Annotated in this window: 25 protein-coding genes; 15 read left to right on the forward strand and 10 right to left on the reverse strand. The window is 63.3% G+C overall.

Features of this window, described 5'->3' with window-relative positions; translation table 11 throughout:
- Both K0M74_RS03990 and K0M74_RS03995 read left to right on the forward strand, forming a co-directional pair.
- The coding region (locus K0M74_RS03990) for a fatty acid desaturase (RefSeq protein ID WP_293968305.1) at positions 1–955 on the forward strand (955 nt) is incomplete at its 5' end.
- A gap of 159 nt (positions 956–1,114) precedes the next feature.
- Positions 1,115–1,282: a hypothetical protein gene (locus tag K0M74_RS03995; protein WP_293968307.1), complete on the forward strand. Its 168-nt coding sequence runs from the start codon at positions 1,115–1,117 to the stop codon at positions 1,280–1,282.
- 228 nt (positions 1,283–1,510) lie between these two features.
- Here the strand turns inward: K0M74_RS03995 and lptG are convergent, their stop codons facing one another.
- Together lptG and lptF are read right to left on the reverse strand one after the other, a co-directional pair.
- Positions 1,511–2,608: an LPS export ABC transporter permease LptG gene (gene lptG, locus K0M74_RS04000; RefSeq protein WP_293968310.1), complete on the reverse strand. Its 1,098-nt coding sequence runs from the start codon at positions 2,606–2,608 to the stop codon at positions 1,511–1,513.
- Positions 2,609–3,829, reverse strand: coding sequence for an LPS export ABC transporter permease LptF (gene lptF, locus K0M74_RS04005; RefSeq protein ID WP_293968312.1), 1,221 nt, complete (start codon positions 3,827–3,829; stop codon positions 2,609–2,611).
- A 132-nt stretch (positions 3,830–3,961) separates the two neighbouring features.
- On the opposite strand from lptF, the gene K0M74_RS04010 reads away from it, so the two are divergent.
- From K0M74_RS04010 to K0M74_RS04020, 3 genes are read left to right on the forward strand one after another with little or no spacing between them, the layout of a single operon-like run.
- On the forward strand, positions 3,962–4,477 hold the full coding sequence (locus K0M74_RS04010; RefSeq protein ID WP_293968314.1) for a DUF2141 domain-containing protein: 516 nt from the start codon (positions 3,962–3,964) through the stop codon (positions 4,475–4,477).
- 7 nt (positions 4,478–4,484) lie between these two features.
- The gene (locus K0M74_RS04015; protein WP_293968316.1) at positions 4,485–5,459 is read left to right on the forward strand and encodes a diacylglycerol kinase family protein; all 975 of its coding nucleotides are present in this window, start codon (positions 4,485–4,487) and stop codon (positions 5,457–5,459) included.
- A gap of 10 nt (positions 5,460–5,469) precedes the next feature.
- Positions 5,470–6,330 carry a hypothetical protein gene (locus K0M74_RS04020; RefSeq protein WP_293968319.1) on the forward strand — a complete coding sequence of 287 codons (861 nt, stop codon included), beginning with the start codon at positions 5,470–5,472 and terminating at the stop codon, positions 6,328–6,330.
- A 27-nt stretch (positions 6,331–6,357) separates the two neighbouring features.
- On the opposite strand, the gene K0M74_RS04025 is transcribed toward K0M74_RS04020, so the two are convergent.
- The 3 genes from K0M74_RS04025 to K0M74_RS04035 all read right to left on the reverse strand — a co-directional run bounded on the left by K0M74_RS04025 (position 6,358) and on the right by K0M74_RS04035 (position 9,966).
- Positions 6,358–8,331 carry an ATP-binding protein gene (locus tag K0M74_RS04025; RefSeq protein ID WP_293968322.1) on the reverse strand — a complete coding sequence of 658 codons (1,974 nt, stop codon included), beginning with the start codon at positions 8,329–8,331 and terminating at the stop codon, positions 6,358–6,360.
- 102 nt (positions 8,332–8,433) lie between these two features.
- Positions 8,434–9,636 carry an aminotransferase class I/II-fold pyridoxal phosphate-dependent enzyme gene (locus tag K0M74_RS04030; protein ID WP_293968325.1) on the reverse strand — a complete coding sequence of 401 codons (1,203 nt, stop codon included), beginning with the start codon at positions 9,634–9,636 and terminating at the stop codon, positions 8,434–8,436.
- A 93-nt stretch (positions 9,637–9,729) separates the two neighbouring features.
- Positions 9,730–9,966, reverse strand: coding sequence for an acyl carrier protein (locus K0M74_RS04035; protein WP_293968328.1), 237 nt, complete (start codon positions 9,964–9,966; stop codon positions 9,730–9,732).
- Positions 9,967–10,129: 163 nt separating this feature from the next.
- Between K0M74_RS04035 and K0M74_RS04040 the strand changes: the two genes are divergently transcribed.
- From K0M74_RS04040 to K0M74_RS04060, 5 genes are all read left to right on the forward strand, one after another.
- Positions 10,130–10,702, forward strand: a complete 573-nt coding sequence (locus K0M74_RS04040) for a Pycsar system effector family protein (RefSeq protein ID WP_293968330.1) — start codon at positions 10,130–10,132, stop codon at positions 10,700–10,702.
- Between the two features lie 274 nt (positions 10,703–10,976).
- Positions 10,977–12,359: an MATE family efflux transporter gene (locus tag K0M74_RS04045; RefSeq protein WP_293968333.1), complete on the forward strand. Its 1,383-nt coding sequence runs from the start codon at positions 10,977–10,979 to the stop codon at positions 12,357–12,359.
- A gap of 209 nt (positions 12,360–12,568) precedes the next feature.
- The gene (groES, locus tag K0M74_RS04050) at positions 12,569–12,856 is read left to right on the forward strand and encodes a co-chaperone GroES (protein WP_088440350.1); all 288 of its coding nucleotides are present in this window, start codon (positions 12,569–12,571) and stop codon (positions 12,854–12,856) included.
- A 63-nt stretch (positions 12,857–12,919) separates the two neighbouring features.
- Positions 12,920–14,563, forward strand: coding sequence for a chaperonin GroEL (gene groL, locus K0M74_RS04055; RefSeq protein WP_293968336.1), 1,644 nt, complete (start codon positions 12,920–12,922; stop codon positions 14,561–14,563).
- A 226-nt stretch (positions 14,564–14,789) separates the two neighbouring features.
- On the forward strand, positions 14,790–15,536 hold the full coding sequence (locus tag K0M74_RS04060) for a glutaminyl-peptide cyclotransferase (RefSeq protein WP_293968341.1): 747 nt from the start codon (positions 14,790–14,792) through the stop codon (positions 15,534–15,536).
- A 139-nt stretch (positions 15,537–15,675) separates the two neighbouring features.
- Here the strand turns inward: K0M74_RS04060 and K0M74_RS04065 are convergent, their stop codons facing one another.
- The 4 genes from K0M74_RS04065 to K0M74_RS04080 all read right to left on the reverse strand — a co-directional run bounded on the left by K0M74_RS04065 (position 15,676) and on the right by K0M74_RS04080 (position 17,596).
- Positions 15,676–16,371 carry a DJ-1/PfpI family protein gene (locus tag K0M74_RS04065; protein WP_293968344.1) on the reverse strand — a complete coding sequence of 232 codons (696 nt, stop codon included), beginning with the start codon at positions 16,369–16,371 and terminating at the stop codon, positions 15,676–15,678.
- Positions 16,372–16,519: 148 nt separating this feature from the next.
- Positions 16,520–16,729 carry a hypothetical protein gene (locus tag K0M74_RS04070; protein ID WP_293968347.1) on the reverse strand — a complete coding sequence of 70 codons (210 nt, stop codon included), beginning with the start codon at positions 16,727–16,729 and terminating at the stop codon, positions 16,520–16,522.
- A gap of 83 nt (positions 16,730–16,812) precedes the next feature.
- The gene (locus tag K0M74_RS04075; protein ID WP_293968349.1) at positions 16,813–17,106 is read right to left on the reverse strand and encodes an entericidin EcnAB; all 294 of its coding nucleotides are present in this window, start codon (positions 17,104–17,106) and stop codon (positions 16,813–16,815) included.
- A 172-nt stretch (positions 17,107–17,278) separates the two neighbouring features.
- Positions 17,279–17,596: a hypothetical protein gene (locus K0M74_RS04080; RefSeq protein ID WP_293968352.1), complete on the reverse strand. Its 318-nt coding sequence runs from the start codon at positions 17,594–17,596 to the stop codon at positions 17,279–17,281.
- Between the two features lie 229 nt (positions 17,597–17,825).
- Here K0M74_RS04080 and K0M74_RS04085 point away from each other — a divergent pair, with 229 nt between their 5' ends.
- The 5 genes from K0M74_RS04085 to K0M74_RS04105 all read left to right on the forward strand — a co-directional run bounded on the left by K0M74_RS04085 (position 17,826) and on the right by K0M74_RS04105 (position 24,616).
- Positions 17,826–18,818, forward strand: a complete 993-nt coding sequence (locus tag K0M74_RS04085) for a metalloregulator ArsR/SmtB family transcription factor (RefSeq protein ID WP_293968354.1) — start codon at positions 17,826–17,828, stop codon at positions 18,816–18,818.
- A complete protein-coding gene (gene metF / locus K0M74_RS04090; protein ID WP_293968357.1) occupies positions 18,815–19,753 on the forward strand; it encodes a methylenetetrahydrofolate reductase in 939 nt (312 codons plus the stop codon). Before K0M74_RS04085 ends, metF begins: the two co-directional genes overlap by 4 nt.
- The gene (locus tag K0M74_RS04095; RefSeq protein WP_293968360.1) at positions 19,750–20,799 is read left to right on the forward strand and encodes a homocysteine S-methyltransferase family protein; all 1,050 of its coding nucleotides are present in this window, start codon (positions 19,750–19,752) and stop codon (positions 20,797–20,799) included. The genes metF and K0M74_RS04095 overlap by 4 nt, the downstream gene beginning before the upstream one ends.
- A 145-nt stretch (positions 20,800–20,944) precedes the next feature.
- Positions 20,945–23,569 carry a methionine synthase gene (metH, locus tag K0M74_RS04100; protein WP_293968362.1) on the forward strand — a complete coding sequence of 875 codons (2,625 nt, stop codon included), beginning with the start codon at positions 20,945–20,947 and terminating at the stop codon, positions 23,567–23,569.
- Positions 23,570–23,662: 93 nt separating this feature from the next.
- Positions 23,663–24,616, forward strand: coding sequence for a right-handed parallel beta-helix repeat-containing protein (locus K0M74_RS04105; protein WP_293968365.1), 954 nt, complete (start codon positions 23,663–23,665; stop codon positions 24,614–24,616).
- A 5-nt stretch (positions 24,617–24,621) separates the two neighbouring features.
- Here the strand turns inward: K0M74_RS04105 and K0M74_RS04110 are convergent, their stop codons facing one another.
- Positions 24,622–25,269: a heme exporter protein CcmB gene (locus K0M74_RS04110; protein ID WP_293968368.1), complete on the reverse strand. Its 648-nt coding sequence runs from the start codon at positions 25,267–25,269 to the stop codon at positions 24,622–24,624.
- Positions 25,270–25,293: the final 24 nt, after the last annotated feature.

Genomic DNA, 25,293 nt, shown 5'->3' on the forward strand with positions numbered 1-25,293 from the left:
TTCTTCGACCTTTTTTGGGGGGTGGGCGTCTATGGGTTCGGGGGGGGGGGGGGGCCTTTTTGGCCCGCCCACGACTGCGTGGGCGCTTGCCGCCGCTTTGGTCGCGATCCTCGCGCTTTATCGCGCGGGCAGCTTCATCCACGAGCTCACCCACATCCGCAAAAATGCGCTGCCGGGCTTTCGTTTTGGCTGGAATTTGCTCGTCGGCGTGCCGCTGCTGATCCCGTCGTATATGTATGAGGGCATCCACAGCCTGCACCACAACCGCACCAGATATGGCACGGTCGAGGATCCCGAATATCTGCCGCTTGCGCTGATGAAGCCGTGGACGGTGCCGCTGTTTGTCGTCGCCGCGGCCTTTGCGCCGCTCGCGCTGCTGTTCCGCTATGCGGTGCTGACCCCGCTGTCGTTCCTGATCCCGCCGCTGCGCCGCATTGTTGTCGAGCGCTATTCGGGGATGATCATCAACCCGCTGTTCCGCCGCAAGGCGCCCAACGGCGAGTTTCGTCGAATGTGGGCATGGCAGGAAGGCGGCGCGTGGGCGTGGTCTAGCCTGCTGATCGCCGCGGGCGTGTTCGGCTGGGTGCCGCTGCGCGCGCTGCTGATCTTTGGCGCGATTGCCGCGGCGACGCTGGTGCTCAACCAGATCCGTACTTTGGTGGCGCATCTGTGGGAAAATGACGGCGAGGTGCTGACCGTGACCGGTCAGTTCCTCGACAGCGTCAACGTCCCGCCGCCGGGGGTGCTGCCTGAGCTGTGGGCGCCGGTCGGGCTGCGCTATCACGCACTGCACCATCTGCTTCCGGGTGTTCCCTATCATGCGCTGGCCGAAGCACATCGCCGGCTGCAGGACGTGCTGCCGACTGATTCGCAATATCATGGCGCGAACTACGACAGCTTGCCGAAGCTGGTTGCAAATCTGGTGGCGGGGTCAGCGCGGGGAGCTGCGGTCTGACTGAAGCGGCGAACATGGATAGGCTTCAGCGTGAGAATTCTGAGCGCAGCGTTGGCTTTCATCGTCCTGCCAGGTTGCTCTGCCCCACCGGTGGCTCCGGAAGACTAGTGTGACCAAGCGGGGCGAAAAATAACAAAAGCCGAAAGGATAACCAAAGCCTTGAGTCTTTGGCCAAAGACAGTGAACGGCTTGTCGAAAAATTGGGCCTTTGATGGCGGTATTCATTTCCTGAATTGGCAACATAATTACAGCGACCGTTATCCCGATGCGTCGGACATGGACGTCGTTTATGCATATTATGCCGCCTTTTCGCGCTGTGCGACGTGACGCCCCGGCCTATCTCGATCCCAAAATTGTTTCGAGCAACGAGTGGGAAGATCGAATTTATGAAAGTCTGAAACGAAGCCCGGGCTGCTGGGTTGTCGATGTTCAAGTTTGGCGGAGACTGGCTCGCCTAGACAATCCGAGACCGACAGAAAGCCTGAATAGGGGATTATCTGCCTGTAACGATAAGATAAATGAAGGGGCAATCCCCGTTCCTGGCGCAGACTGAGCCTATTCCTCGGTCCTAATCAAAATCGTCTCACCAATCAGTGCAAACAGGATGAACGGGCCCCACGCGGCGAGAAACGGCGAGTAGGCGCCCAGATCGCCCATCGCGAGCGCGAAATTGTCGGCCACGAAGTAGGCGAACCCCAGCGCCATGCCGAAAATCGCACGGATGAATAGCTTGCCCGATCGCGCGAGCCCGAACGCCGCGACCGCACCGAGAAGCGGCATCAATATCGCCGACAGCGGTCCCGAAATCTTGTGCCACAGTACACCTTTCAGCGCGTTGACCGGTCGTCCTGCGGCCTCGAGATCGGCGATCGCCGCGCGGAGCTGGAGGAAGGGCAATTCGTCGCCATCAACCTGCGCCAGCGTGAACTGGTCGGGGCGCACGTTCTTCGCGGCGATGATCGTCCCGAGCGGCTCGACGGTGCCCGACCGACGCAGGAAGCGCGTCGCGCCCGACATTTCCCATCCACCCGCCACCGAGCGCGCGCTGTCGGCTTTGAGCATTGACGACAGCACCCCGCCGGTCCGCTCGTAAATGGTGACGCCGCGCAGGATGATCGACGGCCCGCCGGTCTCGACCGTCTCGGCGTTGATCAGATCGTCGCCGTCGCGCACCCAGATGTTGCTGCGCACCCCATTGTCGGCGGGCACGCGTTTATACTCGACCTTTTGCCAGGCGCTGAGCGCGGCGGTCGAGCGGGTGACGATCCGTTCGTTAAAGGCAAAGCTGATTCCCGCGACCAGCAGCGCGGCGAGGAACAACGGCGCCAGCACCTGATGTGCCGACATCCCCGACGCCTTCATCGCGACGACCTCGCTGTTCTGGTTCAGCGTGATCAGCGTAAGGATCGTCCCAAGCAGCACCGAAAAGGGCAGGAACGTTTCGATTATCTGCGGCAACCGCATCCCGACATAGCGCCAGACATCCGAATCGCTGTTGCCCGCAACCGCCAGGATCTTGCCGCTCTCACCCAGCAGGTCGAGCGTTTGCAGGATCAGCACCAGCGCGAACAGGATCGAGAAGGAGCGGATCAGGAACAGGCGGCCGACATAGAACGCCATCGTGCGCGACGGGAAAAAGTGGAGCTGGTGCATTTAGGTCAGACTCTCCACCGCCCGGGGCTTGCGCTGGAACAGCGTCAGCAGGCCGCGGATCTTTTGCGCTGCCTTCGCCGCCACGCGTTCGAGCGCGCCGATCGGCTGGCCGCCGGGCACATGTGCGACGACATAATACATCCAGATCGCCAGCGCCGCGAACATCAGGAACGGCACCCATAGCGCGATCACCGGATCGATCACCCCGCGCGCGCCCATATCCTCTGCATATTGGTTGATCTTGTGCTGGGTCACCAGCAGCACGATCGACAGGAAGACGCCGAGCGACGAGGTCGATCGCTTGGGCGGGATCGCCAGCGCGATTGCGATCAGCGGGATCAGGAACATCGATAACACTTCGACGATGCGGAAATGGAAATTGGCGCGCGATTCGAGCCGCGTCTGCTCGGACTGGCTTTGATCCTTGCCCGCGACGAACAGCTCCGGGATCGTCATTTCGCGGTCGGCCCCGCCGCGCAAGCGGAACGCCTCGATCTTGGGCAGCGGGATCGGCAGGTCGTGATTGTCGAAGGTCAGCACGCGCGGCGCCGAAAATCTCGGCGATTCGTGGATCAGCACACCTTGTGTCAAACGCAGGATGATCGTGTTTGGATCGTCGGTGGCGAGGAACTGGCCGCGCGCCGCGGTCGCCGACACGCGCTGCCCGTCATTGTTGTCGCCGCGCACGAAAATGCCGCGCAGCGACTTTCCGTCATCATAGCTTTCCTCGATCCGCAGCGTCATGCGGTCACCGAGCTTGGTGAACTCGCCGACCTTGATCGATGCCCCCAGCGCGCCCGAGCGCAGCTCGAATTGCAGGCCTTCATAGGCGTAGCGCGCAACCGGTTGAATGAAGCCGACGATCGCCAGATTGAGCGCCGCGAGCGCGATCGCAAAGGCAAAGGGTATGCGCATCAGGCGCCCAAAGCTCATCCCGACGCCCTTCAGCACGTCAAGCTCGCTCGTCGTCGCAAGCTTACGAAAAGCCAGCAAAATCCCCAGCATCAATCCGATCGGGATACCCAGCGAGAGATATTCGGGGATCAGATTGGCGAGCATCCGCCACACGATGCTGACCGGTCCGCCCTCGGTGGCGACGAAATCGAACAGGCGCAGCATCTTTTCCAGCACCAGCAGCATCGCCGACAGCACCAGCGTACCCACCATGGGAAAGAAAATGAGACGCGCGATGTAGCGGTCGATGGCAGGCAGCTTATTCAATCTTTCGTCGCCCCATCACCATGATTTGGCCGCAAATGGTTCCGATATGCCGATCAAGGGCGACAGGGACCCGTGCCAGCATGTGCTTTTGCGTTTGCTGGCGTGGCTATAACCTCTGGAGGTATTGAGGTCATGTCGAAAATTTTAATCGCCGGGCTGCTCGCCGCGGGTGCTGCCGGAGCGCTGATTGCGCCCGTCGCGGCGCAGGGTGCGGCACTGGGTCCAGCGGCCGCGCTATGCAACAGCAACGCCACCGCGGTGCAGGTCGATGTGCGCGGTTTCAAGGCGCGCACCGGAACGCTGCGCGTGCAGATTTACAGCGCGAACAGCAACTATCTGGAAAAGCGCAAATGGATCGAGCGCGTTGATATTCCCGTGTCGCGAGGCGGCACCATGTCGGTCTGCGTGCCGGTGAAGCAGCAGGGCAGCTATGTCGTGTCGGTTCGCCACGATCTGAATGGCAACGGCAAATCGGACCGCAGCGATGGTGCGGGCCTGTCGGGCAATCCTGATATGAAGGTCACCGATTTCATCTTCAAGCGGAAGCCCAAATTGGCGACGGTCAGCTTTGCCGTCGGCGATGCCACCCGGCGCGTGCCGGTGGTGCTGAATTACGTCAACGGCCTGTCGTTCGACCCGGTCGAATAGGAAATATATGGCCAGCGTCGCGCTTCTTTCCAATCCGCGTTCGACAGGCAACCGTGCCCTGTTGCCGCGGGTTCGCGAATATTGCGCGGCACATCCCGATATTTTCCACTATGAAGTCGAACATGTCGACCAGATCGGCGAAGCGATCCGCACCATCGCGATGGTCAGCCCGCGCATCGTCGTCGTCAACGGCGGCGATGGCACGGTGCAAGCGGCGCTGACCGAGCTCTATTCGGGCGGCCATTTCGGCGGTTCACCGCCGCCGGTCGCGGTGCTGCCCAACGGCAAGACCAATTTGATCGCGCTGGACCTGGGCGCCGTAGGCGATCCGATCAAGGCGTTGCAGCGGGTGATCGAACTGGTCGAATCGGGGCGCCTTGAAGACCATGTGATCCAGCGCCAGCTGATCTCGCTCGACCGTGGCGGCGAAGCGCGCCCGGTGCTCGGCATGTTCCTCGGCGGTGCCTATCTTGCCGATGTCATGCTTTATTGCCGCAACCGCATCTATCCGCTTGGCCTGCCCAATGGCGTCTCGCATTTCCTCGCGGCGATTCTGGGCTTGTTCGCGTTGCTGTTTGGCCTCGGCGGCGGGCGCCTGCCTCCCAAGCCCGAGGCGATGACCGTGTCGTTGATCCGGCAGGGCGAGTTCAAAGGCAAATTCTCGCTGCTGATCGTCACCACGCTGGAAAAACTGCTGCTCAGCATCCGCACCAACGATACCGCCGGGCAGAGCGGGCAAATGAAATTGCTCGCGGTCGAACGCGGTCTGGGCGCGCTGTTCCGCATGCTCGGCGCGACCTGGCGCGGAACGTTGGGGCAGAACCAGCTCGATGGCGTGCATTTTCAGCAGGGTGACGAAATCCGTATCGAGGGCGAACGCTCGAACGTCATCCTCGACGGCGAAATTTTTCAGGCGAAGCACGGCATGCCGATCATCCTGACCTCGACGCAGCCTGTCCCGTTCCTGCGCCTCGCCGCCTGAGCGTTCGCGCATGTCCAGCCTGATCGATCTGGTCCGCGCCGAATTGTCGATCCCAGTCGATGCGCGCGTCACCGCTATGGCGCAGGCGATCGCCGCCGAATATCCGGGCAGCGCCCGCGCGCTGCTGTTTTACGGCAGCTGTCTGCGCGAGAGTGAGCTCCATGGGCTGATGCTCGATTTCTACCTGATCGTGTCGGACTATACCGATGCCTATCCCAAGCGCTGGATGGCGGCGGCCAACCAGCTGATCCCCCCCAATGTCTTTCCGTTCCAGCATGGCGGGTTGATCGCCAAATACGCGGTGCTCAGCGAGGCCGATTTTCACCGGCTGAATGGTGCAGAGACGCTCAATGTGTCGGTTTGGGCGCGCTTTGCGCAGCCGTCGCGGTTGGTCTGGGCGGTCGACGAGACCGCGCGGGAGTGCGCCATGGCCGCGGTGGCGCGCGCCGCGCCGACCTTGCTGGCGGCAGCGGGCGCGATCGACGGCGAGGCACCGCTCGACTGGTGGCGGCGCGCCTTTGCGCTCACCTATTCGGTCGAGCTGCGCGCTGAACGGACGGGCCGCGCGCAGTCGGTGGTCGATGCCGACGCCGATCGCTACGACCGCTTTAGCCTTCCCGCGATCGCGGCAATTCCGACCGGCACGCGCGGCGGCGCGTGGGGACGGCGGAGGATTGAAGGCAAGGCGCTCAGCATCGCACGGCTCGCCAAGGCCAGCCTGACCTATGCGGGAGGGATCGATTATCTGGCGTGGAAGATCAATCGCCATGCGGGGACCAAGATCGAGATCAAACCGTGGCAGCGCCGTTGGCCTCTGGTTGCCGCACTGACGCTGGTACCGCGCCTGATCAAGGGCGGGGCAATCCGATAACGGCTCGTTGCCGGGACGACCGATGATTTAGACGACCAGCCGCTGCCCCTCGATCGCTCGCGCATCGCCGCACCGCCGGATCGCCTGGTCCAGCGCGGTGAGGGTGAAGGGTTTGCGCAGCACGTCATGGTCGCCGAAACTGGCGACCTCGCTCGCATCGCCCGCATAGCCGGTGACGAACAAAACCGAAAGGTCGGGCCAGCGCTGTTTGAGCTGCGCGACCATTTCGGGGCCGGTCAGTTCGGGCATCAACACGTCGGACAGGATCAGGTCGAAGCCGCCCTGGCCATCGGCCAGTCGCCCCTCGACCAACGCCTCGGCCTCCAGCGGATTGCCGCAGGCGACAACAGTGTGACCGAGTTCGCTGACCGCATCGACCGTAGCGGTGAGCACGCGTTCGTCGTCCTCGACCACCAAAATCCTCAGCACTTCGGCCGGAGTGGTCGCTCCCTCGGTCTGACCGGAAACCGGCTCTGCCACGCGGTCGGTTTGGCGGGTTGCCACCGGCAACAGCATCGCGACGCTGGTGCCTTCGCCCTCGGTCGACGAAATCTGCACCTCGCCGCCCGACTGGCGGCAAAAGGCAAACACCTGGCTCATGCCCAGCCCCGTCCCCTGACCTGCGGGCTTGGTGGTGTAAAAGGGATCGAACACGCGCTCGAGAACCTCGGGCGCCATACCGCAACCGGTGTCGATCACCTGCACCGCCAGCGCCGTGCCGTCTTCATCGTCCAGCGTGCGGATCGTCAGCGCGCCATGTCCGTCCATCGCGTCGCGCGCATTGACGGCGAGGTTGAGCAGCGCATTTTCGAACTGCTGACGGTCGAGCCAGCAGGCGAGGTCGCGCGCCTGCAAATCCAGCGTCAGCGCAATGCGGTCGCCAATTGTCCGTGAAATCAGTTCGGCGAACCCCTCAATGCAGGCATCGATATCCGTCATTTCAGGGCGCGCGGATTCGGAGCGGGCAAAAGTGAGCAACCGCCGCGTCAGGTCGGCGGCGCGATTGGCGCCGTCGAGTGCGTTGGACAGGTGGCGCTCGGCCTTTTCAGGCTCGCCCGGCAGCCAGCGCTGCGCGAGTTCGAGTCCACCGACAACAACCGCCAGCATATTGTTGAAATCATGCGCGATGCCGCCGGTCAGCTGGCCGACCGCCTCCATCTTCTGCGCCTGCCGCAGCTGCGCCTCGGCCGCCACGCGTTCGGTCATCTCGCTGCGCAGCGCGATATTGGCTTGTTCCAGTTCGGCGGTGCGGGCCTCGACCGCTTCCTCCAACTGCATCGCGCGGTCGCTTTCGGCGACCTGCTCACGACGCGCAACCCGGCGTTCGGCTTCGGCGCGGACGAACGAGAAGGTCGTGCCGATCGCCACCGCGGCGATCGCAGCCCCGAGCAAGGTGAACAGCAATATCGCTTGGTTCAGGCTGGCGCGATCGTTCGCGGCGACCCGGTTGCGTTCGCGCAGCAGCGCGCGTTCATTCGCGATGATCTGGGTCAGCAAATTGTCGATGCGGCTAAGCACGGCATCGTGGCCCGCCGCGTGATATTTGGAAATAGCGGCGACGGTCTGATTATAGTTAGCGCTGAGCGCGGCGTCCCCGAGCTGGCGACCGCGGCTGTCCATTTCGGTCGTCAGTTGATCGACCAGCTTCGATTGGGCGGCATTGTCCCGCACGCTGCGATCGAGGCGCGTCAGATATTGCCGCGCCAGCCCCCATTGCTGTTCATAGACGCGGCCGTCTTCCTTCTGCAGTCCAACGGCAAATCGGCCAAGCGCTGCCTCGGCGCGCGCGATCGAAGCGTCGAGCGAGCGGGTCTGCGAGATGACTTCCAGGCTCTGCGTCTGCCAGCCGAGAGACTGGTCATAATTGTCGCTGGCGCGCGCGAGGAGCAGGACAAGCGCCCCGACGATGCCGGTCAGCATCGTCGCCATGCCGATCGTCAGCCAGAAGCGGAGCCGCTCTCGCTGCGTTTCGGTTTCGGTATCGCCATCCCGCTCGAACACGCGCCTGTCTTACCGGACAAGCGCCGCGCCGCAAAGCGCCGAAATCCGCGCCGCTTCGGTTCGGCGCAAAAAGGAATCCGCTGGTCGGCGGAGCGGCTCGGCTCAGCCGATAATCCCGATGCGCTTGCCCGCGCGTTCGAAGCGGCAAAGGATTTCGCCGACCTGCTCGATCGTATGCTCGGCGCACAGCGAGCAGCGCAAGAGCGTCATATTAGCAGGGGTCGCAGGCGGGCGAGCGAGGTTGACGTACAACCCTTCCTCGAGCAGCGCCTCCCACATCATCGCGCCCTGTTCGAGGTCGGGCATGATCACTGCGATGATCGCCGATTGCGGCTCGTCGGTGCCGAGCGTGAAGCCCAGATCGCGCAGCCCCTTGTGAAGCACCTTGGAATTTTCCCACAGATGTGCGCGCTTGTTCGACCCGTGCATCAGCTTGCGAATGCTAGTCGCTGCGGTCGCAACAACGCTGGGCGGCAGCGACGCGGTAAACACATAGGGACGGCACACCAGCCGCAGGATTTCGAACTTCGGATGGTTCGACACGCAGAAACCGCCGACGGTGCCGACGCTCTTGCTGAAGGTGCCGATGATGAAATCGACGTCGTCGATGACGCCCTGCGCCTCGGCAACCCCGCGACCATTTTCGCCGATGAAGCCCATCGAATGCGCCTCGTCGACTAGCACCATCGCGCCGTTTTCCTTGGAAACGCGGATCATTTCCTTGAGCGGGGCGACGTCGCCGAGCATCGAATAGACGCCCTCGAGCACGACCAGCTTGCCCGCTTCCGGCGGCAGGCGCTTCAGCCGTTTTTCGAGTGCTTCGACATCATTGTGACGAAACGCGACGATTTCGGCATTGCCCATCGCGCAGCCGTCATAGATCGACGCATGGCTGTCGATATCGAGGATGACATAGTCGCCCTTGCCCGCGATCGTACTGATGATGCCAAGGTTTGCCTGATAACCCGTTGAAAACACCATGGCATGATCCATGGCGTAGAATTCCTTGAGCGCTTCTTCGCACTCCTTGTGACCCTGATAGGTGCCGTTGAGGACGCGGCTGCCGGTGGTGCCGCTGCCGAATTTGTCGAGCGCGTCCTTGCCTGCGGCAATGACATCCTCGTCGAACGTCATTCCCATATAATTATAGGTGCCGAGCAGGATCGTCTCGCGTCCGTTGCAGATCGCGACGGTCGGCGAGATCACCTTTTCCATCACCAGATTGTACGGATCGGTGACCCCGGTCGCGAGCAGGGTTTCGCGCTGCTGGATCAGCGGATCGAATTTCGAGAAGAGGTCGGTCATGGTATTTCTTTCATGTTCCCCGGCGAAAGCCGGGGTCCAGAGGTGTCGCGCGGGGCCATGTGGACCCCGGCTTTCGCGGGGAAACCTGGGGTTTCAGCCCTGCAATTTCTCGACCGCCGCGACCAGCTGGCCCACGGTCTCGATCTCGGCCTGCATGTTCATGCTGATGATGATGTCGAACGTGTCTTCGACCTCGGCGACAAAATCCATCACCGTCAGGCTGTCCCATTCAAGGTCGCCGGCAAAGGTCGTCGCGTCGGTCAGCTCGACGCCCTTTTTGTTGAAGGGGCTGATCAGGCCGAAAATCTGGTCGCGCAGGGCAGTGCTCATGTGGTGCGTCCCATAAAGATATAATGTTGCGCGCGGGCATGCCGCGCCATGGTCCGATTGGCAAGCGAATGCGGCGGGAACAGGGCAGCATCTTGCCGCTGGCGGCACTTCATGGCATCGCTGTGACGGGTCGCTGGCGCATTGCTAAGGCGGGGGACAAGCCATGGACAGCGAAAACGCATCGACACCACCGACGCCGCCCGCGGTTTCGTTTCCGCCGAACGCAGTGCATCTGGTGCGCACCAACCAGCAACTGACGATGCAGCTGTCGCAAATGGCTGATCAAAAGGCATCAATCCTGATGGGCGCGACGTTCGTCGTGTTTACCCTCGCGGTCGGGCAAGCGCGTGCCGGGGCGGGGGCGCTGGCGATGCCGCTGACGATCCTCGCGACCTTTTCCTTCCTGTCGGCGCTGCTCGCCGTATCCGCGGTGCTGCCGCGCGTCGGTAAGGCGCCGCCGATCATGTACAAGGACGGCAAGGACCACAGCAACATCCTGTTCTTCGGACGCTTTTCGCAGATGGAGGAGGATGAGTTCATCGACGCGGTCAAGGCTCGGCTGCGCACGGAGGAAGATCTCTACGAAACGATGCTGCGCGACACCTATCAAAACGGAATCGTCCTCGCGCGGCGTAAATATCGCTATCTGGCCTATGCGTACCGGTTGTTCGTCGTCGGGCTGACGCTGACCTTTGGGGCGTTTGCGTTCGAGATGGTCGAGATGTGGCGGGGGTGAGATAAAGCGATCCTCCCTGTGGCCAAGCCATGGGGAGGGGGGACCGCTCGCCGCAGGCGAGTGGTGGCGGGGCGACGACGTTACGCCATGGCCCCTCCGTCAGCGCTTCGCGCTGCCACCTCCCCATCGCTTCGCGACAGGGAGGATTATCACGCCTGTCGCTGTTGCCTTTTTGCCACCCCCGTCCTCCAAAATCCCGCCAATCACCACCCGCGATTGAACCGCCGCACCGCCGCGCCTATCCGGGCCGGCTATGTTGCAGCAGGCCATCCCTTTGACCGCGGAAAAGCCGCAGGGATATCGTGCGGAGTTCCGCGCCACGCTGGCGCTTGCCTGGCCGCTGATTCTGACGAATCTGACGATGTCGCTGATCGGGGCGACCGACGTATTGATGGTCGGATGGCTGGGGCCGACCGAGCTGGCTGCCTCGTCGCTTGGCTTTAACCTGTCGATGCTGCTCGCCATTTTCGGCATGGGTTTGGTCATGGGCGCGTCGCCGCTGATGGCCAGCGAAATCGGGCGCTTCCGGCATTCGGTTCGCGATATTCGCCGGACCTTTCGGCAGACCTTGTGGCTCGTCGCGATGCTGTCGGTGCCGTTGCTGATCATCTTGTGGAACACCGGCGCGATTCTGACGCTGCTCGGTCAGGACGCGCGGCTCTCGGCGCTCGCGCAGGACTATATCCGCGCCTATATGTGGTCGATCCCGTTGTTTTTGACGACGCTGGCGTTCCGCAACTTCCTCGCCGCGCTGGAACGTCCACGCTGGTCGCTGATTGTCGGCGTGGTCGGGGTGCTGGGCAACATCCTGTTCAACTACTCGCTGATCTTCGGCAGGTTCGGCATGCCGGCGCTCGGCGTTGTCGGCGCCGGGGTGGGCAGCGTGCTCACCAACCTGGTGATGGTCGCGCTGATGATCGTGGTGGTGTATCGAGATCGCCAGTTTCGCCGGTACCATCTGCTGGGGCGGTGGTGGCGCAGCGACTGGCCGCGCTTCGCCGAAATGACGCGTATCGGCACGCCGATCGCCATCAGTCATGCGTTTGAAGCGGGGGTGTTCACCGCCGCCGTCATGCTGATGGGCTGGATTTCGACCGCCGCGGTCGCTGCGCATGCCGTGGCGCTGCAACTGGCGTCGCTGACCTTCATGGTTCCAATGGGGCTGGCGCAGGCGGCGACCGTTCGCGTTGGCATCGGCCATGGTCGCGGCGATGCCGCACACATTCGCCGCGCCGGGTGGAGCAGCTTTGTCATGGGCACCGGTTTCATGGCGGTGATGGCGCTGATCATGCTGACGATCCCCGGCCAGCTCGCCGGCCTGTTCATCGATCGCAGCGATCCGGCAAATGCCGAGGTCGCCGAACTGGCGGTAAGCTTCCTGATCGTTGCGGCGCTGTTCCAGGTCGCCGACGGCGCGCAGGTCGTGGCGCAGGGCATGCTGCGCGGCTTGCAAGACACCTTTGTGCCGATGCTGTTCGCGTTGCTGGGCTATTGGGTCATCGGCATCGGTGTCGGCGCCTGGCTGGCGTTCGAGCGTGAGTGGGGCGGGGTCGGCATCTGGACCGGGCTCGCCATCGGTCTAGGCATTGTCGCGGTGCTGATGCTCACGCGCTGGATGCAGCGCGAACGGTTGGGGTTGCTACCCTCGGCGGCATAGATTGGCGGGCGGAGGGCCGCGGCCGGCGACGCGATCACATCGCGTCTCGACATCCCGTTTTTCGGGCGCTGCCGTTATAGTGGCAGAACGCGGAAATTTTTCCGCCGCTTGCCTTGACGCTGTCACATGACCCACCCATATGCCCGTCTGTTAGCACTCATACCCTGTGAGTGCTAAATCACATCCATTGCATCATTGGAGGGATATCCATGCAATTTCGTCCGCTGCACGACCGAGTGCTCGTCCGCCGTATCGAAGCCGAAGAAAAAACGGCTGGCGGCATCATCATTCCCGACACCGCCAAGGAAAAGCCGCAGGAAGGCGAAGTCGTCTCCGTCGGTTCGGGCGCCCGCGCCGATGACGGTAAGGTGACCCCGCTCGACGTCAAGGCCGGCGACCGCATCCTGTTCGGCAAATGGTCGGGCACTGAAGTCAAGGTCGATGGCGAAGAGCTGTTGATCATGAAGGAATCGGACATCCTCGGCGTCATCGCCTGAGCGATTTGATCGAATCTCGAGTGAAGTTGCGCAGTTTTCTGCGCCTTTGAAAGGAATAAGCCCATGGCTGCAAAAGACGTAAAATTTAGCCGCGACGCCCGCGAACGCATTATGCGCGGCGTCGACATCCTCGCCGACGCGGTGAAGGTGACCCTCGGCCCCAAGGGCCGCAATGTCGTCATCGACAAGAGCTTCGGCGCCCCGCGGATCACCAAGGACGGCGTCACCGTCGCCAAGGAAATCGAACTCAAGGACAAGTTCGAAAACATGGGCGCGCAAATGGTCCGCGAAGTCGCTTCGAAGACCAACGACCTGGCCGGTGACGGCACGACCACCGCGACCGTATTGGCGCAGGCGATCGTCCGCGAAGGCATGAAGTCGGTTGCCGCTGGCATGAACCCGATGGATCTGAAGCGCGGCATCGACCTCGCGGTCACCAAGGTTGTCGAAACGATCAAGGCGCAGTCGAAGCCGGTTTCGGGCACCGCCGAAATCGCGCAGGTCGGTATCATCTCGGCCAATGGCGACACCGAAGTCGGCGAGAAAATCGCGCAGGCGATGGACAAGGTCGGCAAGGAAGGCGTGATCACCGTCGAAGAAGCCAAGGGTCTCGATTTCGAGCTCGACGTTGTCGAAGGCATGCAGTTCGACCGTGGCTACCTGTCGCCTTACTTCATCACCAACCCGGAAAAGATGCTCGTCGAGCTGGCCGATCCGTACATCCTGATCTTTGAAAAGAAGCTGTCGAACCTCCAGTCGATGCTGCCGATTCTCGAAGCGGTTGTGCAGTCGGGCCGTCCGCTGCTGATCATCGCCGAAGATATCGAAGGCGAAGCGCTCGCCACGCTGGTGGTCAACCGCCTGCGCGGCGGCTTGAAGGTCGCGGCCGTCAAAGCGCCGGGCTTCGGCGATCGCCGCAAGGCGATGCTGCAGGACATCGCGATCCTCACCAACGGTGAAATGATCAGCGAAGACCTGGGTATCAAGCTCGAAACCGTCACGCTGAACATGCTCGGCCAGGCCAAGCGCGTCACGATCGACAAGGACAACACGACGATCGTCGATGGTGCCGGCGATGCCGACACGATCAAGGGCCGCGTCGAGCAGATCCGGGCGCAGATCGAAACGACGACCAGCGATTACGACAAGGAAAAGCTGCAGGAACGTCTGGCGAAGCTCGCTGGCGGCGTTGCGGTCATCAAGGTCGGCGGCGCTTCGGAAGTCGAAGTGAAGGAACGCAAGGATCGCGTCGATGACGCCCTCCACGCAACCCGCGCTGCGGTCGAAGAAGGCATCGTCCCCGGCGGCGGTACCGCACTTCTGTACGCCACCAAGGCGCTCGAAGGCCTGACCGGCATCAACGAAGACCAGACCCGCGGCATCGACATCATCCGTCGTGCGCTGCAGGCTCCGGTTCGCCAGATCGCCGAAAACGCCGGTTTCGACGGCGGTGTCGTCGCCGGCAAGCTGTTCGACCAAAAGGACAGCAACTTCGGCTTCAACGCTTCGACCGATGTCTATGAAGATCTGGTCAAGGCCGGTGTCATCGACCCTACCAAGGTCGTCCGCATCGCGCTGCAGGACGCAGCTTCGGTTGCTGGTCTGCTGATCACCACCGAAGCTGGCATCGCCGAATCGCCCGACGACAAGCCCGCCATGCCCATGGGTGGCGGCGGCATGGGCGGCATGGGCGGCATGGACTTCTAAGTCCAAACGCTTACCGCTCGGCGCAAGCTGACAAGAAGGGCCGGGGGAGCAATCCTCCGGCCCTTTTTCGTATCTGCGCCCCCGCGAAGTATGGGGCCCATCATCCGGCGTCGAAATTCAGAGCAAGGGGCGCAGAATGACGACATCATCGGATGGGCACCTGCCTTCGCAGGGGCGCGGCGCTTCTGTCATTGCCTGTTCACGCGGCCCCGCATAGCAAGGCTGCATGAGCTTGTTCTTAGCCCTCGCCATGATCGTCGACCCGGTCCAGCCGATAGAGCGCTGCGGCTATCGTATAGTCGAGACCTATCCGCACGATACGACCAGCTTCACCCAGGGCCTGTTCTGGGACACTGGCCATCTCTACGAAGCCACCGGCCACTACGGCCGCTCACGCGTCGCGCGGCTTGATCTCAAGACCGGAAAGGCGCTCGCACAGACAAAATTGCTGTCAAACCAGTTCGGTGAAGGCATCACTCGCTGGCGCGACCAGATTATCGGCGTCACCTGGCAGGGCGGGGTCGGCAACCGTTGGCGGATCAAGGATCTGAAACCCGTCGGCAAGTTCAAATATGCGGGCGAGGGCTGGGGGGTAACGCTGGTCGGCGACAGCCTCGTGCTTAGCGACGGCACTTCACAGCTGCGTTTTTTCGATCCCGCGACGATGACCGAGCAGCGGCGCGTGACGGTGCGCTTTGGCACCCGTCCGCTGGCGATGCTGAACGAATTGGAGACGATCGACGGCGAGGTCTGGGCCAATGTGTGGATGACCGACATGATCGTGCGGATCGACCCTGCGAATGGCAATATCAAATCCTACGTCGACCTGTCGGGACTGAAGGAACAGGCCGGCGCCAGGGGACAAGACAGCGTCCTCAACGGCATCGCATGGGACGCGAAAAACAAGCGCCTGTTCGTCACCGGCAAATACTGGCCGAAGCTATACGAAGTCGCCCTCGCGGACTGTAGTTAGCCAAATTCCTTCCTGTGTCGTGGGCATGGGGAGGGGGGGGCGTCCGTGAAGCGGATGTTGGAGGGGCAGCAACGGCGCGTCATGGCCCCTCCGTCAGCGCTTCGCGCTGCCACCTCCCATCGCTACGCGATCGGGAGGATCATAACGGGCCTATAAGCGCCCGCTCCATCCGCTCTGCGGCGGCGTCATACACGCGCGCTTTCAACCCGGCGGTGATCGCTGGCGGCGTGCGGTCGGGGTGGCCGCCGATATAGGGCGGGGCGGGGTCATATTCGATCGCGAGCTGGATCGCCTGCGCCACCGCGTCGCCGTGCCATCGGCCGATCAGCGTCAGCGCGAAATCGAGCCCCGACGTCACCCCGCCGCTGGTCACCAGATTGCCATCCTCGACGATTCGCGCCTTCACCGTTTCGGCGCCGACCAGCGGCAGCAGATGGGCATAGGCCCAATGCGTCGTCGCGCGCTTGCCCGTCAATAACCCGGCGCGGCCGAGCAGGAAGGCGCCGGTGCACACGCTGGTCACCCACTTTGCCGCCGCGGCCTGTCGCGCGATGAAGTCGATCGTCGCGGCATCGCCCAGCGCCTCGGCGACGCCATGCCCGCCCGGGACGCAAAGGATATCGGCCTGCGGACAGCTGGCGAAATCGTCGGTCGGCAAGATCGAAAAACCGCTGTCGGTGGCGATCGGATCGCGGCTGGCGGCAGCACCGACCAGACGCGCACCGGGCATTCGGCATAGCGCCTGCGCGGGCGCGGTGAAATCGAGTTGGGTGATGCCTGGAAAGAGCAGGAAAACGATCGTGGTAGCGGCTGGGGCGGCGGGGGTGTCGGTCATGCGGATGTCCTTGCGCTGGTCATGGATCACCCAGGCGCGCGGCTCGACATGGCCGTTTGGCCAGCCTCGTTCCCTGATGGATACCCATCTTCAGCGCCAGTCGCGAGGCCCGAGCAGATTAACGCCGCCGTGCCTCAAGGGGAAGGCGTTATTTGTTCGCCTTCGCGCGTTCGGTGGCTGTGGTGTCCGCGGGCAGGTTGTCGCGGCTTTCGAGCATTTCGGCAGCATCGTCGAGCGCCTTCGCCTCGCTGACCGTAACCCCGCCGGGACCGGGTTCGTTATCGGTGCGGCTGCACCCCGCGACCAGCATGAGCGCCGCCGCAGCGGTCAGCGCGGTATTGAGCTTGCGGCTGTCCATTATCCGATCTCCCACGAAAAAGGGCTCCATCCGCCAAGGATGGAGCCCTTCCATAGTCGCACGCTCAGACGCGCGCCAACGACTTACTTGTCGTTCGCTTCGGCCTTGGCGGTTTCTTCTGCAACCTTGTCGCCAGCCGCATCGACGGCGTCGCCGGCAGCATTCACCGTGCCTTCGACGGCATTACCGGCGTCAGCAGTCGCTTCGGCAGTGGCGTCGGCAGCGTCGGCTGCGCCCTCTGCCATTGCGTCGCCGGTGGCGGCAGCATCGTCAGCCATCGAGTCAGCGGTTTCGCCCGCAGCGTCCTGGGTCTTTTCCGAGCAGGCAGTGAGGCTGAAGGCTGCAGCGGCCATCGAAGCGATGAGAATCTTGCGCATGGGTAATTCCTTTCGAATGCAATGATCGAGTGACCGATCATGGCTTTAGAGGGTTAGCGATGGATCAGGGGCTTGGCAACCGCGCTGCGGTTCGCATATCCCAAAAGGAAAAAGGGGCCGTCGGCGAACCGGCGACCCCCTTGTTCCTTCGACCGAACGGCCGGTAAGAAGCTTACTTCTTGGCTTCTTCCATCGCGCCCTTGGCAGCGTCGGCAGCTTCCTTGGCGGCGTCAGCAGCTTCGGTCGCCTTGTCGGCAGCAACGGCAGTGTCGCCAGCAGCAGCAGCGTCGGCTGCGCCTTCAGCAGCGGCGTCAGCGGTTGCTGCGGCGTCAGCAGCGCCTTCGGCAGCTTCCATCGCGCCGTCAGCAGCGCCCTCGACCGTTGCGGCCTCTTCGGTGGTGACGGCTGTGTCGTCGGCAGCCTTTTCACCGCAAGCGGCGAGGCCGAGCGACGCGGCAAGGACGAGCGACATGGTGATCGATTTTTTCATTTGGGAAACCCCTCTCGGATTGAACTGATCGACCGGCACAGGAACAGATCGATCCCGGAATATGCCAATCACGCGCAGAAATAGTCGCTCGGCAAATGGCGTGCAACGTCCTTTTTCTCGCGGGCCGGGATGTTTGGGCGCAAAGCCTATCGGGTCTGGCTCCACGTGGCTGAAATAGGGGAGCAGGCACTGGTTGACCGCATATAAAGAAATCTTTATATGCGTAATCATGAGCGAGCTGATCGACATCTTTCGTGCCCTGGCCGACCCGACGCGCTTGCGAGTCGTTGCGCTGCTGCGCGAAATGGAACTGGCGATCGGTGAACTGGCGGTCGTACTCGACCAGAGCCAGCCGCGCGTCTCGCGCCATGTCCGTATCCTCGTTGAAGCGGGGATTGTCGAGCGGCGGCGCGAAGGGAGCTGGGTGTTCCTGCGGATCGCCAAGAACGGCCCGATTGCCGACATCATCGGCCAGGCCGAAAGCTGGCCGTTTTCAACGCGCGAGGCGCTAGTCATCGCGCATGACGCGCGGCGGCTGGCGGCGGTGCGCGATGAACGCGCCGCGGTGGCTGCACGCTATTTTGCCGAACATGCCGCCGAATGGGACGCGATCCGTTCGCGCCACGTCGCCGAAAGCGAGGTCGAGGCGGCCATGCTGGCGATGATGCACAACCGTCGTTTGGGCCATCTGCTCGACATCGGCACCGGCACCGGCCGGATGGCAGAAATCTTCGCGCCGACTGCGCGCCGGATCACCGCACTCGATCGTAGCCCCGAAATGCTGCGCATCGCGCGCGCTAAGCTGGCGGGGCAGGCGGTCCCGGTCGATCTGGTGCAGGGCGATTTCCTGAACCTGCCGGTCGGCGACGCCAGCGTCGACAGCATCGTCATCCATCAGGCGCTTCACTTTGCGCACGAGCCTGATCGGGTGATTGCCGAAGCGAGCCGGGTGCTGCGCGGCGGCGGCCATCTGCTGATCGTCGATTTTGCGCCGCATGATGATGAGGCGCTGCGCGATCAGGCGGCGCACGCACGCCTCGGCTTTTCGGACGCGCAGATCCGCGGTTGGTTCGCTTCGACCGGGTTGCTGCTCGAAAACACCCAAACGCTCGAAGGCGGCGAGCTGGTCGTCAAGCTCTGGCTTGGCCGCCGTCGCAGCAACGAAGATCAACCGCCAGTCGCCCATGATGGCGACGGGCAAAGCAAAAGGCTTGCGGCATGACGTCGAACTTGAACTCGCTCGCGGAAGCGCGCCGCGCTGCGGCATCGCCGCTGTTCGCCAATCTGGACGGAGACATCGGCGTCAGCTTCGAATTTTTCCCGCCCAAGACCGAAAAGATGGAAGCGCAGCTGTGGGACACGTTCCGCACGCTTGAACCGCTGGCGCCGCGTTTCGTGTCGGTCACCTATGGCGCCGGCGGTTCGACGCGCGAACGCACTCATGCGACCGTCGCGCGCATCGCCGCCGAAAGCGCCGTACCGCCCGCGGCCCACCTGACCTGCGTCGAGGCATCGCGCGCGGAAATCAACGAGGTGGCGGAAGCCTATTGGGAGGCCGGAGTGCGGCACATTGTGGCGCTGCGTGGCGATGTGCCGGGCGGGGCGCCGTACAGCGCGCATCCGGAGGGCTATGCCAATGCCGTCGAACTGGTCGCTGGATTGAAGGCAGTCGCGCCGTTTGAAATCTCGGTCGCCGCCTATCCTGAAACGCACCCCGACGCCGATTGTCCGCAGGCCGATCTCGACAATCTGAAGCGCAAGCTCGACGCCGGGGCGACGCGCGCGATCACGCAATTCTTTTTCACGCCCGACAGCTTCCTGCGTTTCCGAGATATGGCTGCCGCATCTGGGATCGACGCGCCGATCATTCCGGGCATCCTGCCGGTGTCGAATGTGTCGCAGACGCGCCGGATCGCCGACATGTGCGGCACCGCGATTCCGGCGTGGATGGTGTCGCTGTTCGACGGCCTCGACGATCATCCCGCCGCGCGCCAGTTGGTGGCGGCGACCATTGCCGCCGAAATGTGCCGCCGCCTGTACGCGGGCGGGGTCCGCGATTTCCATTTCTACACATTGAACCGCGCCGAACTCAGCTATGCCATCTGTCATCTGCTGGGATTGCGTCCGGTTTCGCCCGCGAAGGATCAGGCAGCATGACAAGCGCACGCGAAGCATTGGTGGCGGCGGCGAAGGAGCGCATCCTGCTCACCGACGGCGGCTGGGGGACGCAGATCCAGGATCGCAAGCTGGTCGAGGCCGACTATGCCGGAAACCTTGGTCTGGCCCACGACCAGAAAGGCAACAACGACGTTCTTGCGCTGACCCGCGCCGACGTGGTCGCCGCGATCGGCGAAGCTTATCTGGCGGCGGGGTCGGACATCGTGTCGACCAACACCTTCAGCGCCAACCGGATCAGCCAGGCTGATTATGGCGCCGAACATCTCGTCGCCGCCATCAACCATGAAAGCGCGCGATTGGGGCGCGAAGCCGCCAACAAGTATGAGGCGCTGGACGGTCGCCGCCGCTTTATCGCGGGCGCGGTAGGGCCGACGAACAAGACGTTGTCGCTGTCGCCCGATGTCAACAATCCCGGGTACCGCGAGATCGATTTCGACGAGTTGAAGGACGTCTATCTGGAACAGGTCGTCGCGCTGGCCGAGGGTGGAGCGGACTTCATTCTGATCGAGACGATCTTCGATACGCTCAATGCCAAGGCGGGGATCGCTGCGGTGCTGGAGGCCGAGGCGAAGGTCGGCCGCGAACTGCCGCTGATGATTTCGATGACGCTCACCGACCTGTCGGGCCGCAACCTTTCGGGGCACACGGTCGAGGCGTTCTGGTACGCGGTACGCCACGCGAAGCCGCTGACCATCGGCCTGAACTGCTCGTTCGGCGCGGCGCAGCTGCGTCCGCATGTAAAGGTTCTCTCCGGAATCGCCGATGCGCTGGTGATGGTCTATCCGAACGCCGGCCTCCCCAACGAACTCGGCGAATATGACGAACTGCCCGAGACCACAGCGGAGCTGGTGCGCGAATGGGCCGAGCATGGGCAGGTCAATATCCTTGGCGGTTGCTGCGGTTCGACCCCCGCGCATATCGCGGCGATGGCAAGAGCCGTGGCGGGCTTGCCCGCGCGGCAGATTCCGCAAGTGCCAGTGCGGACGCGGCTCGCGGGGCTGGAGCCATTCACGATGGCGGCGTGATTTTACCCCCTCCCCTTCAGGGGAGGGGCAGTGAGACTTGCCAGGTTGCTGGCCAGTCGCAGCGGGATGGGCCCAGCGGCCTTGCTCCCTCCTGCGACCCCCACCCCAACCCCACCCCTGAAGGGGAGGGGCTTGAAAGCATGACATGACCGAGACAACCGCCTCCGCCACCAACTTCGTCAATATCGGCGAGCGCACCAACGTCACCGGATCGGCAGCGTTCAAGAAGTTGATCCTCGCCGACGATTATGCCGCGGCGGTCGAGGTTGCGCGCCAGCAGGTCGAGAATGGTGCGCAGGTGATCGACGTCAACATGGACGAGGGGCTGCTCGACGCCGAATATGCGATGACGACCTTCCTGAAGCTCATCGCCGCCGAACCCGACATCGCGCGGGTGCCGGTGATGATCGACAGCTCGAAATGGAGCGTGATCGAGGCGGGGCTGAAATGCGTCCCCGGCAAGCCGATCGTCAATTCGATCAGCATGAAGGAAGGCGAAGAGGCTTTTCTCGCCCATGCCCGCAAATGCATGGCTTACGGCGCCGCGGTGGTCGTCATGGCGTTCGACGAGGTCGGGCAGGCCGACACGATGGACCGCAAGATCGAAATTTGCGAGCGCGCCTACAAACTGCTGATGACCATCGGCTTTCCCCCCGAGGACATCATCTTCGATCCCAACGTCTTCGCGGTCGCGACGGGGCTGGAAGAGCATGACAATTATGCGGTCGACTTCATCGAGGCGGTAAAGGTGATCCGCGTTCGCTGTCCGCATGTTCATTTCTCGGGCGGCCTGTCGAACCTGTCGTTCGGCTTTCGCGGCAACGAGACGGTGCGCCGCGCGATGCACAGCGTCTTCCTTTATCATGCGATCCCCGCCGGGCTCGATATGGCGATCGTCAACGCCGGACAGCTCGACGTGTACGACACGATCGATCCCGAACTGCGCGAGGCGTGCGAGGATGTCGTGCTTAACCGCAAGAAAGACGGCGAGGCCGAAAGCCCGACCGAACGTCTGATCGCGCTCGCCGAACGCTATAAGGGCAGCAACCCCGCGCAGGAAAAGGCCGCCGAGGAATGGCGCGGCTGGGACGTCGCCAAGCGGCTCGAACATGCGCTGGTCAAGGGCATCGACGCCTATGTCGTCGAAGACACCGAAGAAATGCGCCAGCTGTTGCCGCGCCCGATAGAGGTGATCGAGGGGCCGTTGATGGACGGCATGAACGTCGTCGGCGACCTGTTCGGATCGGGCAAGATGTTCCTGCCGCAAGTCGTCAAATCAGCGCGCGTGATGAAGAAGGCGGTTGCGCATCTGCTGCCCTTTATCGAAGCCGCCAAAGAGCCGGGCGCGAAGGGCAAGGGCAAGGTTGTGATGGCGACCGTCAAGGGCGACGTCCACGACATCGGCAAGAATATCGTCGGCGTCGTACTGCAATGCAATGGCTTCGAGATCGTCGACCTTGGCGTCATGGTGCCGTGGTCGAAAATCCTTGAGGCGGCGAACGAGAATGACGCCGACATGATCGGCCTCTCCGGCCTGATCACCCCCTCGCTCGATGAGATGGTGACGGTTGCCGAAGAAATGCAGCGCGCCGGGATGACGATGCCGCTGCTGATCGGCGGCGCGACGACGTCGAAGGTCCACACCGCGCTGCGCATCGATCCGGCCTATCAGGGGCCGGTGCTCCACGTCCTCGACGCGAGCCGCGGGGGGGGGGGGGCGACGGCGCTGGTCAGCGACACTGGGCGCGACGCCTATGTGCAGGGTTACAAGGACGACTATGGCCATATCCGCGACGTGCGGGCGGGCAAGGGACAGAGCGTCCTCCACACCCTCGAAGAAGCGCGCGCCAATTATTATGACGCCTATCTCAGCGATAAACCCGCGCCGCCGCTACAACCCGGGCTGCACCGCTTCGACGACTGGTCGCTCGACGATCTGCGCGACTGCATCGATTGGACGCCCTTCTTTCGTGCGTGGGAATTGCACGGCACCTGGCCGTCGATCATGGACGACGAGGTAGTCGGCGAGACGGCGCGCGCGCTCAAGGCCGATGCCGACGCGATGCTCGACCAGCTGATCGCCGAAAAATGGCTGACCGCGCGCGGCGTCTGCGCCTTCTGGCCCTGCGCGCGCGACGGCGATGATGTGACGCTCCATATCGTCGAAGAAGAGCGCCATGTGACGCTCCCCTTCCTGCGGCAGCAGATCAAGAAAAGCCGCGACCGCGCCAATATGTGCCTTGCCGACTTCATCGATCCGGCAGGCGACTGGATCGGCGGCTTCGCGGTCGGCATCCATGGTATCGAGCCGCATTCCGAGCGCTTCCGCGCCGACAAGGACGATTATTCCGACATCCTGCTGAAAGCCCTGGCGGATCGGTTTGCCGAGGCGTTCGCCGAGCGGCTGCACCAGCATGTCCGCACCACCCTGTGGGGCTATGCGCCCGGCGAGCAGCTGACCAACGAGGCGTTGATCAAGGAAGAATATCGCGGCATCCGTCCGGCACCGGGCTATCCCGCCTGTCCCGATCACAGCCTGAAACCGATCCTGTTCGATCTGCTCGCGGCAGGGGAGAATGCCGGGCTGGTGCTAACCGAAAATTTTGCCATGTTGCCCACCGCGGCGGTCAGCGGCTTCTATTTCGGGCACCCCGAAAGCCAGTATTTCGGCGTGGCGCGCATCGGCAGCGACCAGCTGGAGGATTATGCGCGGCGCCGCGGCGTTGACCTGGAGACCGCGACGCGCTGGCTGCGGCCCAATCTGGATTAACCTCATCGGACGCGTTTGTCCGACAACGGGACGGGCGGCCGGTTAACCGTCTTCGCGAACGACTGCCGGCGCGATACGCGCTATAACGATTGCATGGTAATGTCTCTGCTCCGTCGGCCTTTGTTGCCGCTGTTCGCCCTGCCGCTGCTCGTCGTCCCGGCACCGCTGCCCGCGCAGACCGCCGGGGCACCTTACAGCATTGATGGCGAGAGCTTCGGACGGCTTCAGGACGCGGTCGATGCGATCGGTGAAGGCGAGGGAACGATCCGCATCGCCCCCGGCTATCACCGCGACTGCGCCGTACAAACCGCAGGGCGCATTGCCTTTGTCGCCGCCGAGCCCGGCCGGGCGATCTTCGACGGCGTTACCTGCGAGGGCAAGGCGGCGCTGGTACTGCGCGGTGCGGGCGCGCGGATCGACGGGCTGGTGTTCCAGAACATGCGCGTTCCCGACGGCAATGGCGCTGGCATCCGGCTCGAAACGAGCGACCTCGATGTCGTGAACGCAATGTTCCGCAACAGCGAAGAAGGTATTTTGACCGCCAACGATCCGGGCGCATCGCTGACCATCGACCGCTCTACCTTCTCGCGCCTCGGTCGCTGCGACCGTGGGCTCAGCTGCGCGCACAGCGTCTATACCGGCATTTACGGCAAGGTCGTCGTGACGCGGACCCGGTTCGAAAAGGGCAGTGGCGGACACTATCTCAAAACCCGCGCGATTACGGTCGACATCAACGACAATAGTTTTGACGACACGCAGGGAACGGGCACCAATTACATGATCGACCTCCCGTCGGGATCGGTCGGCCAGATCGCGAACAACATGTTCGTGCAGGGGCGCGACAAGGAAAATTATTCGGCGCTCATCGCCGTCGCGGCCGAAGAGCGCAAGAATCCGTCGCGCGGCCTGGCGATCGCGGGCAACCGCGCCAGCCTGCCGTCGGGGTTAAACCGCAAATCGGTGTTCGTCGCCGACTGGAGCGGTGAAGCACTGGCCATTGGTGCGAATGAACTGGGCGCCGGCCTGACGCGGTTCGAGAAACGATAAAGCAGCTATTCCCTGAGCCCGCGCATCGCCGCCCCGGCAGCAAACGGCCCGATCATCGTCAGCAGCAAACTCGTCGCGCCCAGCAATTTCATCGCCCCGCGCCCCGACGGGTCGAGCATCCCGGCGCCAAAGATCAGCAGCGGCACCGCCAGCGGCAGCACCAACAGCCCGCCGATCGCGCTCCCGCCCTTCAACCCCGCGGTCAGCGCCGCGCTAAGCACCGCCAGCGACGCCAGCGCCGGGATCGCAATCGCAATCCCCGTCGCCAGCACCTCCATCCGCGCCGCATCCTGCGCCAGCAACGCCGCCGCCGGGAACAGGGCGATCATCAGTGGCAGCCCGAACGCAATCGTGTGCGCCAAAATCTTCACCGCCGCGATCACCTCGTCGGCGATCCCGCGCACCGCCAGCTGGTCGAGCACCCCGGCATCGCGGTCGGGCCGCACCAGCCGGTCGATTGGCAGCAACGCCGCCAGCAACGCCGCGACCCAAACCATCCCGCCGCCCGCACGCCGCAGTAACGGCGCGTCGGGCCCCACCGCGAAAGGAAAGGCGGTCGCGACGAGCAGGAAGAACAGCACCGGCAACCACAACGCCCCGCTGCCCCACGCGCGTTTCAGGTCACGCCAGAACAGGGCGAGGAGGGTAGTCACTGCGCTTCTCCCTCACCGGGCATT

This window comes from Sphingopyxis sp. (assembly GCF_019459305.1).
GTDB lineage: Bacteria > Pseudomonadota > Alphaproteobacteria > Sphingomonadales > Sphingomonadaceae > Sphingopyxis.